The sequence below is a fragment of the Aureimonas pseudogalii genome, assembly GCF_014196835.1.
Classification (GTDB): Bacteria; Pseudomonadota; Alphaproteobacteria; order Rhizobiales; family Rhizobiaceae; genus Aureimonas; species Aureimonas pseudogalii.
This window is the reverse complement of sequence record NZ_JACIEK010000002.1, coordinates 375671-391466: the sequence shown is the minus strand read 5'-3', so window position 1 is coordinate 391466 and position 15796 is coordinate 375671. Positions and strand designations below refer to the sequence as shown.

Below are 15796 nucleotides of genomic sequence, written 5' to 3'. Positions count from 1 at the left end.
CCCCGGCGATCGTCGACCCGCGGGACGCCGTGCGACAACGGGAAGAACGGCGATATCCGCGCCATCTGGCGCTCGCTCAGAAAAAACAGACCGGCCATCCGAACCTTCGTCCGAAAGCCGTACCGAATCAGACTTCAAAGCGAATTAACAGCTCCTGAGCCTCGTGGAATTTCGACGCTTTTTCTGCACGGTATTTATAATCAATATTACCGGATCGGGAGTTGTAGAGGGAATTTCGAAAGTTTTCTGTCAGCAGGAGGTAAGGGGAAGTTTTTTTCTGCCCCCATGGGCCATGCGTTGGTGTTCAAGCCTATTCTATGGAAATATCGCCTTGATCAATACATGGCGGACATTATTATATCGCGAGAATCCTGATAGTTGCCCTAAATATAGAATCAATTGCCCTAACCAGGTAATTAAATGGCCTAAGAAACAGTTCGCTACAACCTTCGTCAGATGTCGAGATTGGCGACCTGGAGGGCGTTTTCCTGGATGAACTCGCGCCGCGGCTCCACCTCGTCGCCCATCAGGCGGGAGAAGAGCTGGTCGGCGTCGACGGCGTCGGGAACCTTGACCTGAAGGAGCGAGCGCACCTCGGGGTCGAGCGTCGTTTCCCAGAGCTGCTCGGGGTCCATCTCGCCGAGGCCCTTGTAGCGTTGCAGCGACAGGCCCTTGCGCCCGACCTCGAACACCGCCGCCAGAAGCTCGAGCGGGCCGGAGATCGCGCGCTCGGTCTCCTTGCGCTTGAGGATCGGCGAGGTCTCGTAGATCTCGCCGAGGCGCGGCGCCAGGCGATGCAGCGCGATGGCGTCGGCCGAATGGATGAGCGGCGCGTCCACCGCCTGCACCTCCAGCACGCCGCGCACCGTGCGCTGGAAGCGGTAGCCGCCCTCGCCGTCGGCCTCGCCGATCCAGCCGCGCTCGGTCTCCTCGGCCACGGCGTCGAGCGCCCGCGCGATGCGGTCGGCCATCACCTCGGCCTCGCCACCGTTCTCGGCGACGGAGGGGCTGAGCGCGCCGGCCACGGCCGCCTGCTCGACCACCGGACGGTTGTAGCGCGAGTGGAGGCCGCCGAGGATCTGGCGCACCTGCAGCGCGTCCTCCACGAGCACGCGAAGGTCGCGCTTCACGCGCACCTCGCCCGAGCCCATCGTCAGCATGGCGTCTTCCAGCCCGCCTTCGATCAGGTAGTTCTCCAGCGCCTTCTCGTTCTTCAGATACTGGCTCTGCTTGCCGCGCGTCACCTTATAGAGCGGCGGCTGCGCGATGTAGATGTAGCCGCGCTCGATCAGCTCGGGCATCTGCCGGAAGAAGAAGGTGAGGAGCAGCGTGCGGATATGGGCGCCGTCGACGTCGGCGTCCGTCATGATGATGATCTTGTGGTAGCGCAGCTTGTCGGGGTTGAACTCGTCCTTGCCGATCGAGGTGCCGAGCGCGGTGATCAGCGTGCCGATCTGGTCGGAGCCGAGCATGCGGTCGAAGCGGGCGCGCTCGACGTTGAGGATCTTGCCGCGCAGCGGCAGGATCGCCTGGTTCTGGCGCGAGCGTGCGCCCTTGGCCGAGCCGCCGGCCGAGTCGCCCTCGACGAGGAAGAGCTCGGACTTCGCGGGATCCTTCTCCTGGCAGTCGGCGAGCTTGCCGGGCAGCGAGGTGATGTCGAGCGCGCCCTTGCGGCGCGTCAGCTCGCGGGCGCGCTTGGCGGCCTCGCGCGCGGCGGCCGCCTCCACCACCTTGGCCATCACGATCCGCGCCTCCTGCGGATGCTCCTCGAACCAGGTGGCGAGCGTCTCGTTGACGAGGCTCTCCACCACCGGGCGCACCTCGGAGGAGACGAGCTTGTCCTTGGTCTGCGAGGAGAACTTGGGGTCGGGCACCTTCACCGAGAGGACGCAGGACAGGCCCTCGCGGCAGTCGTCGCCGGTCGGCGTCACCTTCTCCTTCTTGAGCACGCCGGAATTCTCGGCATAGCCGATGACCTGGCGCGTCAGCCCGCCGCGAAAGCCCGCCATGTGCGTGCCGCCGTCGCGCTGCGGGATGTTGTTGGTGAAGCAGAGGACGTTCTCGTTGTACGAGTCGTTCCACGACAGCGCCGCCTCGACGGTGATGCCGTCCTTCTCGCCGAAGAGCACGATGGGCTCGGCGATCAGCGGCTTGCGGGCGCGGTCGAGATAGCGGACGAAGGCCTCGAGCCCGCCCTCGTAGAACAGTTCGGTGCGCTTCTCGTCGGCGGCGCGCTTGTCGGTGAGGATGATGCGCACGCCCGAATTCAGGAAGGCGAGTTCGCGCAGCCGGTGCTCGAGCGTGGCGTAGTCGAAGGTCAGGACGCCGCGGAAGGTCTCCTGCGAGGGCAGGAAGGTGATCGCGGTTCCCGTCTCGGTGCCGGCCTCGCCCGTCACCGCCAACGAGCCGTCGGGCACGCCGTGGGTGAAGCTCATCTCGTGGATCTGCCCCTTGCGGCGGATCTTCATCTTCAGCCACACCGACAGCGCGTTGACGACGGAGACGCCGACGCCGTGGAGGCCGCCGGAGACCTTGTAGGAGTTCTGGTCGAACTTGCCGCCGGCATGGAGCTGGGTCATGATGACTTCGGCCGCCGAGACGCCCTCGCCCGTGTGGATGTCGGTCGGGATGCCGCGCCCGTTGTCGGTGACGGTGCAGGAGCCGTCGGGGTTCAGCGTCACGGTCACATGCGTCGCGTGGCCGGCCAGCGCCTCGTCGATGGCGTTGTCCACCACCTCGTAGACCATGTGGTGCAGGCCCGAGCCGTCGTCGGTGTCGCCGATATACATGCCCGGCCGCTTGCGCACGGCGTCGAGACCCTTGAGCACCTTGATCGAATCGGCACCGTACTCCGCGGGCACGGCGGGGTTCGTCTCGGGGGCTTGCGACATGGAATTCCTAAACGCTGGCGCGAGCCGTCGCCGGCTCCGGTCGGGCCGCCACCACGGCCTCCCCTCATATAGAGGTTTTCCACTCGCAATCCAAGCATTTGCGGGCTTTCGGAGGCCTGCCAGCGCGCATCGACGACGCTCCCTCCCGCATTTCGCTCGAAGGGCTCGCCTGCGCGTCGTCGGGTCGCTACAGGGCTCGGCTGGCGAAGTCGGGAGCGGCGGGCCATATCCGCAGGATGCAGCCTCCAAGACCCGCCATGCCCGGCATCGCCGAGCCCTCCGCCGCCGAGCCCTTCCGAGCGCCCGCGCCCGTGCCCCATCCCCGCCCGCTCGGCTTCGCCCGCTTCGTCCTCACCGCCTCGCGCAACCCGATCGAGATCTGGGGCGAGCGGGCCTATCGCGAGCCGGTGCTGCGGGCCGACTGGCTGAACGTGCCCACCATCATCGTCAACGATCCCGCAAGCATCCGACACTGCCTCGTGGAGAACGCCCGCAACTACCCGATGCAGCCGCTGCGCCAGCGCATCCTGCGCCCGCTGCTGCGCGACGGGCTGCTGACGGCCGAGGGCGAACTCTGGCGGCGCACCCGGCGGGCGATCGCGCCGGTCTTCACGCCGCGCAACATCGCCGGCCTCGCCCATGCGATGGAGGCGCGCTCGCGCCGCTTCGCGGAAGGGCTGGCGGCGCGCGACGGGCAGCGGATCGACCTGTCGCACGAGATGACGCTGCTGACCTACGACATCCTGCAGGCGACCCTCTTCTCCGACGACATCGCCGGCGAGCCGGCCGAGTTCGCGCGCTCGATGGACGCCTCGCTGCGCCGCATGGGGCGCGTCGACCCGCTCGATCTCCTCGGCGCGCCCGCCTTCGTGCCGCGCCTGCGCCGTCTCCTCGGCCAGCGCTCGCAGCGCTATTTCCGGCGTCTCATCACCGAGACCATGGCGCGCCGGCGCGCGGCCATGGTGCGCGATCCCGCCGGCGTGCCGCGCGACCTGCTGACGCTGCTGCTCGAAGCCGAGGGGCTTTCCGCCTCGGAGGTCGAGGACAACATCATCACCTTCATCGGCGCCGGCCACGAGACCACCGCGCGGGCGCTGGGCTGGACGCTCTACCTCCTGTCGCAGGCGCCGGCCGAGCGCGATCTCGTGGAGCGCGAGCTCGACGAGCGGCTGCCGGGCCTTCCCGACCCCGTGGAATGGGCCGAGGCGCTGCCGCGCACCCGCGCCGCCTTCGAGGAGGCGATGCGGCTCTATCCGCCGGCGCCCTCGCTCAACCGCACGGCGCTGGCGGCCGACCGGGTGCCGGGCATGGAGATCCCCGCCGGCGCCTCGCTTCTGGTGATGCCCTGGCTCGTGCATCGCCACGAGCGCCTGTGGGACCGGCCGGCCCATTTCATGCCCGCGCGCTTCATGCCCGGCGCACGCGAGCGCATCGACCGGTTCCAGTACCTGCCCTTCGGCACGGGCCCGCGCGTCTGCATCGGGCAAAGCTTCGCGATGCAGGAGGGCGTGGTGGCGCTCGCCAGCCTGCTGCGGCATCTCCGCTTTCACCATGCCGGCGCCGCCCCGCCCCATCCCGTCCAAAAGATCACCGTGCAGCCGCGCGAGGCCTTGGCGATGCGGGTGGAGCGGCGCTGAGGCGGCCTTCGTCTTCGGCGTTCGACTTGCTTTGCAAGTGAAAAGCGCCCATGTAAGGGGCATCGGGCATTTTTGCTGACCCGGGATAGGGTGGATGCTTCCTCCGTGCCGCCAGACGGCCGGAACGAAAAGCCGGCATGGCCGGCCTTCTCGCACGGAACCGACATTCCTATCGCCGTTCGACGTGAACTTCCGACTCGCAGGGATTCGGCGGCGCTCCTGGCGCATCCGGGTTTCCACCCAACCGGAAGTCCGTCGCCCGCGCCTCGGTGTCTTCCACCCCGCGCCCGTCCGGGCACGGCGCAGCCGCGAAAGTCTTCCCTTGCCCCAGATCGGCACCGTCAAGTTCTTCAACAGCTCCAAGGGTTTCGGCTTCGTGACGCCGGAAGGCGGCGCGAAGGACGTGTTCCTTCACGTGTCCGCGCTTGAACGCGCCGGCCTCTCCTCGGTCAACGAGGGCGACCGCATTTCCTTCGACGTCGAGCCCGACACGCGCGGCAAGGGTCCGAAGGCCGTCAACGTTCAGATGGCCTGATAGCGGGACGCGTGAACGACCGGGCCTTCCGCGCTGCGGTGAGGCCCGCCGTTCGCTCATCCCCCGGCCGCCGCCGCGCGGCCACATGATCCGTCGCGCCTCGTGCGCGCCGGGGTGCTCCAGCGAAAGGCCCTTCCGATGGACGAAGGTCAGACCGCACGCGACCGCGCCGACGCGCAGTTCGTACCGACCGTCAAGCATGGCGACAAAGGCTCGGCCGTCTCGATGATCGCGGCCGAAAGCCGCGCCGTCAATGAGAAGACGTCGCGATTGAAGGCCATGCGCCTCGCCCGCGACGCCGCCGAAGCCGAGACGCAGGCCCTGGCGGCACCCAAACCCAAGACGACCCGCAAGGCGGCGGCCAAGCCCGCCTCAACTCGCGCCAAGGCCAAGCCGGCCTCCTGAACCTCCTGAACCGGGCTTTCTCCCGATCCGGGCCCCCTCCCGATCGGGATTTCCGCGTTGGCGTTTCGCCGGTCGCGCGAGCCCGTCCGACCTTTGCGAAGGAAAGAATTTGAAAGTCGACGTCCGAGACAACAACGTGGATCAGGCCCTTCGGGCGCTGAAGAAGAAGCTTCAGCGCGAGGGTGTGTTCCGCGAAATGAAAGCGCGTCGCGCCTACGAGAAGCCGTCCGAGCGTCGCGTTCGCGAGAAGCAGGACGCAATCCGTCGCGCCCGCAAGGCCGCCCGCAAGCAGGCGCAACGCGAAGGCCTGCTGCCCGCGCCGAAGCCCAAGCTGCGCCCCGGCGCGCCGGGTGCTCCTGCGCCGCGCGCGGCCTCCGGCTTCTCGCGCGACTGACGAGACCGGCCGGAAGGGCTACTTCTCCCGCGACCTTTTCTCACCTTTCGAAAACCCGGTCCTGTCACGCAGGGCCGGGTTTTCGCGTTTGGGGCCGGAGGTTTCAGCCAAGGCCGAGCCGACTTTCATGTTCGGACAAGGCTGCCAACAGGACCGCGGAGCCGATCTGGCGAACCCGCGTTCGCTGCATCGGCTCTAGAGGTTCGCAGCGGGCAACGCGGGCGCGGGTTCGTCGGGGCGGCGCGAGACGAGCGTCCGGCTCGCCTCCGGTGCCTCGTCGCGCCCGAGATAGCGCGAGGGATCGGCATCGGCGGGCAGCGTGCGCTGGATCGCCTTCGGCTCACCCTCCGCGCCGTAGCGCTCGGTGAAGATCAACCGGATGCGCTCGGCCGTCGCGCGCTGCACATTGGAGATCGCCCCCTCCTTGACGCGGCCGCGCAGCACGAGGATCTGCGCCTCCGCTGTCAGCTGGTCGAGGAAGACCACCGGCTCCGACAGCGCGTCCTCTCCGCCATCCTGCGGAAAGGCGCCGACGAGCAACGCCCGCGCCTCGTCGAAGTCGATCGTGCGCGGCAGCGTCACCGTCCAAGCCAGCATGCGCGAGGCCGCGCGCGAATGGTTGCGCATCCAGACGTTCCAGAGCGTCGAGTTCGGCGCGAAGACGAAGAGCCCGTCGAAGGTCTCGAGATGGCAGACGAAGAGGCCGATCTCGCGCACCGTGCCGCTGACGAGCTGCGTCTCGATGTAATCGCCGACCCGGAAGGGCCGCAGCCACAGGAGCATGATGCCGGCGGCGATGTTGGTCAGCGTGCCCTGCAGGGCGAGGCCGACGGCAAGGCCCGCGGCGCCGAGAATGGCGAGAAGCGAGGTCAGCCGAGAATGGCGAGAAGCGAGGTCATCTGCACGCCGACCTGCGACAGCGCCACGAGCAGCGTGAAGACGATCACCACGTAGCGCACGATCGCGACGAGCGGCCCGCGCACGGTCTCGTCGATCCGGGCGGAGACGCCGAGCGCGCGCGCCACGACGGCCGCGAGACGCCCGGCGAGGAAGAAGCCGACGCAGAGGATGAGAAGGGCGATGAGGAGGTTCGGCAGGAACGCTGCAGCCTGCGCGGCCAGCGTGCGCAGGAAGGTGCCGGAGGTCTCGATCGTATCCTGAAGGGGCATGGGCGATGGGCTCGTCGAGAAAGGGGCGGTGGGAACGCCGACCCGTTCGGACGGCGCTCGTTTTTCCCCTACAGAGGCCACACGCGGCAAAAGAAAAGGGTTGCGGTCACGCCGTCAGCCGCCCCGTCGGCGCAAAAAAGGGGCCGCCCGGCGAGGGCGACCCCTGTGACGCTCGGGTCGGGAGGAAACCCGGCGCCGCGTCAGATCGAGGGCGCGCCGCGCGGCTTTTCCTTCGGCTCGGCGTCGTCCACCAGCCCCTCGAAGAGGGCCGTCGAGAGGTAGCGCTCGGCGAAGGAGGGAATGATCACGACGATCTGCTTGCCCTCGTTCTCGGGCCGTCGCCCGACCTTGATCGCCGCCGCGAGAGCGGCGCCCGACGAGATGCCGACCGGCACGCCTTCCAGCCGCGCCACGAGCCGTGCCGTCTCGAAGGCCTCGTCGTTGGAGACGGCGACCACCTCGTCGTAGATCTCGCGGTCGAGAATGGCCGGCGCGAAACCCGCGCCGATGCCCTGGATCTTGTGCGGCCCGGGCGCGCCGCCCGAGAGCACCGGCGAGGCCTCGGGCTCCACCGCCACGACCTGCACCGAGGGCTTGCGGCTCTTCAGGACTTGGCCGGTGCCGGTGATGGTGCCGCCCGTGCCGATGCCGGAGACGAGGATGTCGACGCCGCCATCGGTGTCGTTCCAGATCTCCACCGCCGTCGTGACGCGGTGGATCTGCGGGTTGGCGGCGTTCTCGAACTGCTGCGGGATCACCGCGTTCGGGATCTCGGCGCGCAACTCCTCGGCCTTGGCGATGGCGCCCTTCATGCCGCGCGCGCCCTCTGTCAGCACGAGTTCGGCGCCGAGCAGGCGCAGCATCTTGCGCCGCTCCACCGACATCGTGTCGGGCATGGTGAGGATGAGCTGATAGCCCTTGGCGGCGGCCGCGAAGGCGAGCGCGATGCCGGTATTGCCGGAGGTCGGTTCGATGAGGGTGTTGTGGCCGGGCCGGATCGTGCCGGCCGCCTCCAGCGCCTCGAGCATCGCCACGCCGATGCGGTCCTTCACCGAGCCGATCGGGTTGAAGAACTCGAGCTTGGCGAGAAGATGGGCCTTCACGCCCTTCTCGGTGGCCAGCTTGTCGAGGCGCACCAGCGGCGTGTCGCCGATCGTGTCGAGAATGGAATCGTAGATGCGTCCCCGGCCCTGGGTGCGCGCCGGTTGCTCGTTCACGGGCTTGTCCATGGAAAGCTTCCTCTCTTCGCTCGCCGTGGCCCCATCGGCCGGACGTCGCTTCCAATCTAGCGCGGAACGGAGCGCTGGCACGACGCACAGGGCTGCGAACGAACGGCGTTTTGCGAAAAATTGCTCCACGGCGCCCCGCCGCTGCGAAACGCGCGCCCTGTTGCGCCATTCCGCGCTCGACTTTGCGGGGGTTGGGTAAAAGGCGCCGGGTGGCCTTCATGCTTCCGCAAGCGGCAGACGGCACTGTGGCGGGCAAGCTCGAGAGAGGATCCCCCGCATGCACCCTTCGATCGATCACCTCACGCGCTTCTGCCTCGAACTGCTGGGGCTGACGGCGACGATGGTCGGCGTCGTGGTGCTCGCCGTGCACTATCATTTCGGCGGCTTCGCGGCGCCCGAGGCCCGAGGCTCCCTCGTCTTCTGCGTTCTCGTCCTCCTCGGCTCGGCGCTGCCGCTGCAGCTCTACGCCGTGGCGCGCATCATGCGCCTTCGCACGCAGAACCGCCGGCTCTTCGAGTTCGCCACGCGCGACGGGCTGACGCAGGTGCTCAACCGCACCGCCTTCAAGAAGTCCGCCGAACTCGCGATCGCCCGCATGGGCGGGCTGCGGTCGGGCGACATGCCGGCCTGCACGCTTCTCATCATCGACGCCGACCATTTCAAGCGCATCAACGACCGGCTCGGCCACCACACCGGCGACGAGGCGCTGACGGCGATCGCCGACACGCTGCGGCGCTCGGTGCGCCAGAACGATCTCGTGGGGCGGCTCGGCGGTGAGGAGTTCGCCATCCTCCTGCGCAACGCCGGATACGAGGAGGGGCGCATCGTCGCCGAGCGGCTACGCCTCGCCATCCACCAGCTGGAGGTCGGGCCGGCGAACCGGCGCGTGCGCCTTTCCGTCAGCCTCGGCGGCATCGCCTTCCGCAATCCGGTGGCCTTCAATGCGCTCTACAAGCTCGCCGACGCCAATCTCTACCGCGCCAAGGCGACCGGCCGGAACCGCTCGACGCTGACGCAGCTCGGCTCGCTCGACCAGACACGCGCCGCGCTCGCCGAAGCGCCGCGAGGCGAGGACGCCGAGAGACCCCAGCGCATCGCGGCCGTCTGAGGGGTCAGGCCCGCCGCAGCACCGTCCAGACCGCGGCGCCCGCGAGGATCGCGGCACTGGGCAAGGCAGCAGGGTCAATTGCCGCAATTCGCGCGGCACCTCGGGAGCACGAGGCGAGCGTGGCATCGAGCGTCATCACGACGAGGAGCCCCTTTAGAGCCCTGTCGAGCCGAAGCCGCCCTCGCCCCTCGCGGTCGGCGCTGCGGCGTCGGCGGGCTCAAGCCGAGCCTGGACCACCGGCGCCACCACCATCTGCGCGATGCGATCGCCGCGCCGGATGGTGAAGGGCTCGGCGCCGAGATTGACGAGGATCGCCATCACCTCGCCGCGATAGTCGCTGTCCACGGTTCCCGGTGCGTTGAGCACGGTGACGCCGTGGCGCGCGGCGAGCCCCGAGCGCGGGCGCACCTGCACCTCGAAGCCATCGGGAATCACCATCACGAGGCCGGTCGGCACGAGGACGCGGGCCATCGGCTCCAGCACGAGCGGCGCCTCGATCGCGGCGCGCAGGTCGGCCCCCGCCGCGCCCTCGCTCTGATAGGCCGGCAGCGCCAGCCCTTCGGCGTGGGGCAGCCGGACAAAGCCGATCGTGGGAGGCGTCATCGTGGCGTTTCCGGTGGCAGGCGGCGCACGATTTCCGCCACGAGGCGGCGCGCCACCTCGTCCTTGCTCAAGTCGGGCCAAGCGTCCACCCCCTCGCGCGAGACGAGGGCGACCGTGTTGCGCGTGCCGCCCATCACGCCGGTGCCGGCCGAGACGTCGTTGGCGACGATGAGGTCGGCGCCCTTGCGCGCGAGCTTGGCGCCGGCATTCGCCAGGAGGTCCTGCGTCTCGGCGGCGAAGCCGATCACCAGCGCGGGACGCCGCGGCCCGGTGCCGACCGTGCGCAGGATGTCGGGATTCTCGAACAGCGCCAGCGACGGCGGACCACCGGCGCCCTTCTTGATCTTCTCGACCGCCGCGCCCTCGGTGCGCCAGTCCGCGACCGCCGCCACGAAGACCGCGGCGTCGGCCGGCAGCGCCGCCTCCACCGCCGCCAGCATCTCGCGCGCCGTCTCCACCCGCACGACGGCGACGCCGGCGGGATCGGGGATCACGACGGGCCCGCTGACGAGCGTCACGCGGGCTCCCGCCTCGGCCAGCGCCCCGGCGATCGCATGGCCCTGGCGGCCCGACGAGCGATTGGCGATGTAGCGCACGGGATCGATCGGCTCATGCGTCGGCCCCGAGGTGACGACGACGTGGCGCCCCGCGAGCGGCCCGGCGGCGGCGGTGGGCGCGAGGATCGCCTCCACTGCTGCCACGATCTCCAGCGGCTCGGCCATGCGCCCTTCGCCCGCCTCGCCGCGCTCGGCCATCTCGCCCCGGTTCGGCCCAATGAGATGTAGTCCGTCGGCGCGCAGCGTCGCCACCGAACGGCGCGTGGCGGGATGGGCCCACATGGCCGGGTTCATGGCGGGCGCGGCGAGCACGGGCACCGTCGCGGCGAGGAGGATCGCCCCGGCGAGATCCTCGCCGATGCCGGCGGCCATCTTGGCGAGGCGCGTGGCGCTGGCCGGCGCGACGATCACGAGGTCGGCGTCCCGTGCCAGCCGGATGTGGCCGACATCGTGCTCGTCGTCGCGGTCGAAGAGTTCGCCATAGACCTTCGCACCGGCGAGCGCGCCGAGCGACAGGGGCGTGACGAACTGCGCGGCATCGCGCGTCATCACCGGCGTCACGGCCGCGCCGCGCTCGCGCAGCCGGCGCACGAGGTCGAGGCACTTGTAGGCGGCGATTCCACCGCCGACGATGATGAGGATGCGGCGGCCTTCGAGGGTCGGCGAAGCGCTCACAGCGCCGACCGGACGTCGGTGTGGATGAAGTCGTCGCCCTTGAAGAGCAGCGGCGCGTCGAGGACGCGGGCGAGCGCGTAGGAGAAGCAGTCGCCGTAGTTCAGCCGGGCGGGATGGCCGGAGCCGCGGCCGAAGCGATCGAACCCCTCGATCGCCATCCGCATGAGCCGTTCGTCCACGGGCTGCAATCGAATGCCGGCAGTCGTGAGAATCTGCTCCAAACGCGCCCTTCCTTCCCCGCCCCATCGTGATCCCACGACGATGAAGGTCTCCACCGCCGTCGCGGTGGACAGGTAGATCTCGTCCCGTTCGCTGAGTGCGGCTGCGAACGTGTTCGCGTCGGGCTCGCCGGCGATGATGGCGACGAGCGCCGATGCATCGACGACGATCACGGGACGAAATCGTTCAGTTCGTCCGACACGGCCTTTTGATCGAAGGGTTCGAGCGGCGGTTGCCCTAAGGCCATCAAGGCTTCGAACACCTGCTTGGCTTCGGCTTCGCTTCGCGGTGGCGCAGGGTTTTCGTCCGCAAGCTTTTCCAGGGCGACCCGAAGATCATGCTCCATGGATCGCCCGTTGCGGGCTGCCCGGACCTGTAGCTTACGCTTCACATCGTCGTCGATGTTGCGGATGGTGACGCTCGCCATGGTCAACTTCCAACTGAACGGAACCACAACTTAGGTTGCCCGCCGAGTGATGGCAATGCAATCACTCGTTCGATCCCTTCACCCAAAGGTCAGCTGCCAGGCGATGACCACCAGCGCCAGGGCGCCGATGATCTGTGCGGTGCGGCCGACGAGGATGGCGGCCTTGCCCTCCTTGGCGAGCTGCAACAGGTCGTCGTCGCCGATATGGATGCCGTTCTCCACGAGGTCGGGCAGGTTCTTGGCGAGCACCTCCAGCCCCGAGGCGAGGTCGGGCAGCCGCTTGGCGAGGCGCAACACCGCCTCCAGCCCCTCGCGCGCGTCGCGCAGCTTGGCGGCGGGGCCGATCTCGCCGAGAATGTACTCGCTCACCACCGGCTCGGCGGCGACCCACATGTTGAAGCGCGGATCGTAGGAGCGCGCGACGCCCTCCACCACCACCATGGTCTTCTGCAGGAGCACCAGCTCGGGCCGGGTCTGCATGTCAAAGAGTTCGGTCACCTCGAAGAGCAGCGTCAGGAGGTGGGCCATCGAGATGGTCTCGGCGGGCTGGCCGTGGATCGGCTCGCCGATGGCCCGCAGCGCCTGCGCGAAGGAGAGCACGTCCTTCGAGCGCGGCACGTAGCCCGCCTCGAAATGGATCTCGGCGACGCGTTTGTAGTCGCGCTGAATGAAGCCGTAGAGGATCTCGGCGAGGAAGCGGCGCGAGTCGGCCGACAGCCGCCCGACGATGCCGAGGTCCACCGCCACGATCGTGCCGTCCGGCGAGACGAAGAGATTTCCCGGATGCATGTCGGCATGGAAGAAGCCGTCGCGCATCGAGTGGCGCAGGAAGGACTGCACGAGATTGACGCCGAGCGCCGGCAGGTCGTGACCGGCCGCCGCCACCGCCGCGACGTCGTTCATCTTGATGCCGTCGACCCATTCCATGGTCAGGACGTCGCGCCCCGTGCGCTCCCAGTCGATCGTCGGCACGCGGAAGCCGGGATCCTCGGCCACGTTGTCGGCCATCTCGGAGGAGGCCGCGGCCTCGAGCCGCAGGTCCATCTCGATGCGGGTGGACTGCGCCAGCGTCTCCACCACCGCCACGGGCCGCAACCGGCGCGAGGACTTCACCACCCGCTCCAGCACCTTGGCGATGAAGGCGAAGGCGTCGAGCTCGCGCCGGAAGGCGAGGCGCACGCCCGGCCGGATCACCTTCACCGCGACCTGCCGCTCCTCGCCGTCGCGGGTGCGGATGCGCGCCCGGTGGACCTGCGCGATCGAGGCGGCGCCGACGATCTCGCCGAACTCGGTGAAGAGGTCGTCGATGCGCCGCCCGAGCGTCAGCTCGATCTCGGCGATCGCCACCTCGCGCGGGAAGGGTGGCACCTTGTCCTGCAGATAGGAGAGTTCGAGCGCGATCTCGGTGCCCACGATGTCGGGGCGCGTCGCCAGGAACTGCCCGAGCTTGACGTAGGAGGGCCCGAGCCGGTTCAGCGCGGTGGAAAGGCGCTCCGAGCGCGCCCGCCGCTTGGCCGAGCGCCGCGCGATCAGCCCGGCGAAACGATGCGCCAGCCGCGCCATCGGCGGCAGCTCGTCGCCCGGCAGCGCCGAGACGACGCCCTCGCGCACGAGGATGAAGGCCGCCCGAACGAGGGCGATGGTGCCGGCGACGGGACTGGCCAAGCCCTTAGATCTTCCAGCCGGAGTGGATCGCCGCGATGCCGCCGGTGAGGTTGCGATGCGTCACGCGCTCGAAGCCGGCACGCCGGATGGCGCCCGCGAAATTGGCCTGGTTGGGGAAGCGGCGAATCGATTCCACCAGATATTCGTAGGATTCGCGGTCCTTGGCGACCGCCCCGCCGATGGCGGGAATCGCCTTGAACGACCAGGCGTCGTAGATCTTGTCGAGCACGGGTAGCTCGACCTCGGAGAATTCGAGGCAGAGGAAGCGCCCGCCGGGCTTCAGCACCCGGTAGGCCTCGTCCAGTGCCAGATCGATGCGCGGCACGTTGCGGATGCCGAAGGCGATCGTATAGGCGTCGAAGGCGCCGTCGGGGAGCTTCAGGTCCTCGGCATTGCCCTCGACGAAGAGAAGATTGCCGTCGAGCTTGCGCTTCACGGCCCGCTCGGCGCCCACCGCCAGCATCGAGGCGTTGATGTCGAGGACGGTGCCTTCGGCCGCGCCGCGCGAGGCGTCCACGATGCGCATCGCCACGTCCCCGGTGCCGCCGGCGACGTCCAGAAAGCGCCAGCCGGGGCGGCGCGAGGGTGCCAGCCACTGCACCATCGCGTCCTTCCAGAGCCGGTGCATGCCGCCCGACATCAGGTCGTTCATCACGTCGTAGCGTTCGGCGACGCGGTGGAACACCTCGTTGACGCGGGCCTGCTTCTCCTCGCGCCCGCCCACGGTCTCGAAGCCGTAGGAGGTTTCCATTCCATCGGTGGCGCTGACGCGGGTTCGCGACATGGGTGACCTCTCGACCGTTGGCCCGGGCCGCGACGCGGCCTATGACACGGGGTAAAGCGAACCGGCGCGGGGCAACCCGCCCGTCCGTCCGCTCGTTCCGCCGTCCATACCGCAAGCCTCAAGGGCGCGCCATCGCGCCCGCCGGCTCGCCGGACATGCTCGCTCCATAGGTAGTGCCGATGCCCGAATTGCCAGAGGTCGAGACCGTCCGCCGCGGGCTGGCGCCGGTGATGGAGGGCGCCCGAATCATGCGTGCCGAAGCGCGCCGGCCGGACCTGCGCTTTCCCCTGCCCGAGCGCTTCGTGGAGCGCCTCGCGGGGCGGCGGATCGTGGCGCTCGGCCGCCGCGCCAAGTATCTCCTCGCCGATCTCGACGACGGCGCGGTGCTCGCCATGCATCTGGGCATGTCCGGCTCCTTCCGCATCGAGGCCGCGGACGGCGGCTCGGGGGCCGCACCGGCCGAGCCGGTGGCGGGGGCCGCCTTCCATCTGCCGCGCGGCGAGAACCGGACGCACGACCACGTGGTCTTCCACCTCGAAGCCGGCGACGGGCGGGCGCTGCGCATCGTCTTCAACGACCCCCGCCGCTTCGGTTACATGACGCTGTTTCCCCGCGCCGAGTTCGCCGAACACCCGCACTTCCGGGGCCTCGGCATCGAGCCGACCGGCAACGCGCTTTCCGGCGAAGCGCTCGCCGCGCGCTTCCGCGGCAAGGCCGCCCCGCTGAAGGCGGCGCTCCTCGACCAGACGATCGTCGCCGGGCTCGGCAACATCTATGTCTGCGAAGCGCTGTGGCGCGCCCGCCTCTCGCCGCGACGCAGTGCGGGCTCGCTCGTGAAGACCAAGGGCGGGCCGACGTTGCGCCTCGACGCCCTCGCCCTCCACATCCGCGAGACCATCGCCGACGCGATCGAGGCCGGCGGCTCGACGCTGCGGGACTATCGCCAGGCCGACGGGGCGCTCGGCTACTTCCAGCACCGCTTCGCCGCCTACGACCGCGAGGGCGAACCCTGCCGCCACGAGGGCTGCCGCGGCATCGTCGCGCGCATCGTCCAGTCCGGGCGCTCCACCTTCTTCTGCCCGGTCTGCCAGCGGTGACGAAAGCCTATCCGCAGACGCCGGACGGGCGCTATTTCGTCGCCAAGCGTCGCCTCTGGCGCCGCAGCGACCCCGCCCTTCCAGAGGCCGAGCGGCAGGCCGCCGTCGATGCCCTGATGGACGCCCGACGGGCCGTGCGCGACGCCGCCGACGACGAGGCACGACGACAAGCCAGACGCGCCGTCGACGCCGCCAAGCAGCGTCTCGGCGAGCGCGGCCCTGTCTGGTGGGCGGATGGCGCGAAGGACTGGACGCGCTTCTCGCCGGAAAACTCGCCCTATGCCGAGTGGTTCGCCGCGCTTTCAACGGCCGAGCGCACCGCCGCCGGCTTCTGACCCTTCTCCCGCCTCACGAGGCCCGAAGGCCTTGCCGAACGCCGGCGCAGCCGTATCCTCCGCGGC

17 protein-coding genes are annotated in these 15796 nt (G+C 69.3%); 7 read left to right on the top strand and 10 right to left on the bottom strand.

The genetic code is table 11. The annotated features are described in order from the left end of the window. Positions 1-452: 452 nt before the first annotated feature. A complete protein-coding gene (gene gyrB / locus GGR04_RS08355) occupies positions 453-2891 on the bottom strand; it encodes a DNA topoisomerase (ATP-hydrolyzing) subunit B (RefSeq protein WP_183199377.1) in 2439 nt (812 codons plus the stop codon). Between the two features lie 257 nt (positions 2892-3148). Here gyrB and GGR04_RS08350 point away from each other — a divergent pair, with 257 nt between their 5' ends. From GGR04_RS08350 to rpsU, 4 genes are all read left to right on the top strand, one after another. After that, complete coding sequence (locus GGR04_RS08350) at positions 3149-4528, top strand: cytochrome P450 (RefSeq protein WP_183199376.1); 1380 nt, start codon at positions 3149-3151, stop codon at positions 4526-4528. A 322-nt stretch (positions 4529-4850) separates the two neighbouring features. Next, complete coding sequence (locus GGR04_RS23900) at positions 4851-5063, top strand: cold-shock protein (RefSeq protein WP_246392959.1); 213 nt, start codon at positions 4851-4853, stop codon at positions 5061-5063. A 138-nt stretch (positions 5064-5201) separates the two neighbouring features. Then, positions 5202-5468 carry a hypothetical protein gene (locus GGR04_RS08340; protein WP_183199374.1) on the top strand — a complete coding sequence of 89 codons (267 nt, stop codon included), beginning with the start codon at positions 5202-5204 and terminating at the stop codon, positions 5466-5468. Positions 5469-5577: 109 nt separating this feature from the next. After that, complete coding sequence (gene rpsU / locus GGR04_RS08335) at positions 5578-5862, top strand: 30S ribosomal protein S21 (protein ID WP_183199373.1); 285 nt, start codon at positions 5578-5580, stop codon at positions 5860-5862. Positions 5863-6057: 195 nt separating this feature from the next. Here the strand turns inward: rpsU and GGR04_RS08330 are convergent, their stop codons facing one another. The 3 genes from GGR04_RS08330 to cysK all read right to left on the bottom strand — a co-directional run bounded on the left by GGR04_RS08330 (position 6058) and on the right by cysK (position 8260). Then, positions 6058-6660, bottom strand: a complete 603-nt coding sequence (locus GGR04_RS08330) for a mechanosensitive ion channel family protein (protein WP_376769843.1) — start codon at positions 6658-6660, stop codon at positions 6058-6060. Between the two features lie 71 nt (positions 6661-6731). Continuing rightward, entirely contained in the window at positions 6732-7031 is a 300-nt protein-coding gene (locus tag GGR04_RS08325; RefSeq protein WP_183199371.1) for a mechanosensitive ion channel family protein, read from the bottom strand. Positions 7032-7231: 200 nt separating this feature from the next. After that, positions 7232-8260: a cysteine synthase A gene (gene cysK, locus GGR04_RS08320; protein WP_183199370.1), complete on the bottom strand. Its 1029-nt coding sequence runs from the start codon at positions 8258-8260 to the stop codon at positions 7232-7234. Positions 8261-8537: 277 nt separating this feature from the next. Between cysK and GGR04_RS08315 the strand changes: the two genes are divergently transcribed. Further along, on the top strand, positions 8538-9368 hold the full coding sequence (locus GGR04_RS08315; RefSeq protein WP_183199369.1) for a GGDEF domain-containing protein: 831 nt from the start codon (positions 8538-8540) through the stop codon (positions 9366-9368). A gap of 153 nt (positions 9369-9521) precedes the next feature. On the opposite strand, the gene dut is transcribed toward GGR04_RS08315, so the two are convergent. From dut to ubiE, 6 genes are all read right to left on the bottom strand, one after another. Then, positions 9522-9971 carry a dUTP diphosphatase gene (gene dut / locus GGR04_RS08310; protein ID WP_183199368.1) on the bottom strand — a complete coding sequence of 150 codons (450 nt, stop codon included), beginning with the start codon at positions 9969-9971 and terminating at the stop codon, positions 9522-9524. Next, positions 9968-11203, bottom strand: coding sequence for a bifunctional phosphopantothenoylcysteine decarboxylase/phosphopantothenate--cysteine ligase CoaBC (coaBC, locus tag GGR04_RS08305; RefSeq protein WP_312857424.1), 1236 nt, complete (start codon positions 11201-11203; stop codon positions 9968-9970). The genes dut and coaBC overlap by 4 nt, the downstream gene beginning before the upstream one ends. Next, a complete protein-coding gene (locus GGR04_RS23895; protein ID WP_312857423.1) occupies positions 11200-11595 on the bottom strand; it encodes a type II toxin-antitoxin system VapC family toxin in 396 nt (131 codons plus the stop codon). The genes coaBC and GGR04_RS23895 overlap by 4 nt, the downstream gene beginning before the upstream one ends. Further along, positions 11592-11849, bottom strand: coding sequence for a FitA-like ribbon-helix-helix domain-containing protein (locus tag GGR04_RS08300; RefSeq protein WP_183199366.1), 258 nt, complete (start codon positions 11847-11849; stop codon positions 11592-11594). Before GGR04_RS08300 ends, GGR04_RS23895 begins: the two co-directional genes overlap by 4 nt. A 78-nt stretch (positions 11850-11927) precedes the next feature. After that, positions 11928-13514 carry a 2-polyprenylphenol 6-hydroxylase gene (gene ubiB / locus GGR04_RS08295; RefSeq protein ID WP_183199365.1) on the bottom strand — a complete coding sequence of 529 codons (1587 nt, stop codon included), beginning with the start codon at positions 13512-13514 and terminating at the stop codon, positions 11928-11930. Between the two features lie 4 nt (positions 13515-13518). Further along, complete coding sequence (gene ubiE, locus GGR04_RS08290; RefSeq protein ID WP_183199364.1) at positions 13519-14298, bottom strand: bifunctional demethylmenaquinone methyltransferase/2-methoxy-6-polyprenyl-1,4-benzoquinol methylase UbiE; 780 nt, start codon at positions 14296-14298, stop codon at positions 13519-13521. A gap of 179 nt (positions 14299-14477) precedes the next feature. On the opposite strand from ubiE, the gene mutM reads away from it, so the two are divergent. After that, positions 14478-15395 (top strand): bifunctional DNA-formamidopyrimidine glycosylase/DNA-(apurinic or apyrimidinic site) lyase, encoded by a 918-nt coding sequence (gene mutM / locus GGR04_RS08285; RefSeq protein WP_183199363.1) that lies wholly within the window; start codon positions 14478-14480, stop codon positions 15393-15395. Further along, positions 15392-15730 carry a hypothetical protein gene (locus tag GGR04_RS08280; RefSeq protein ID WP_183199362.1) on the top strand — a complete coding sequence of 113 codons (339 nt, stop codon included), beginning with the start codon at positions 15392-15394 and terminating at the stop codon, positions 15728-15730. The genes mutM and GGR04_RS08280 overlap by 4 nt, the downstream gene beginning before the upstream one ends. Positions 15731-15796: the final 66 nt, after the last annotated feature.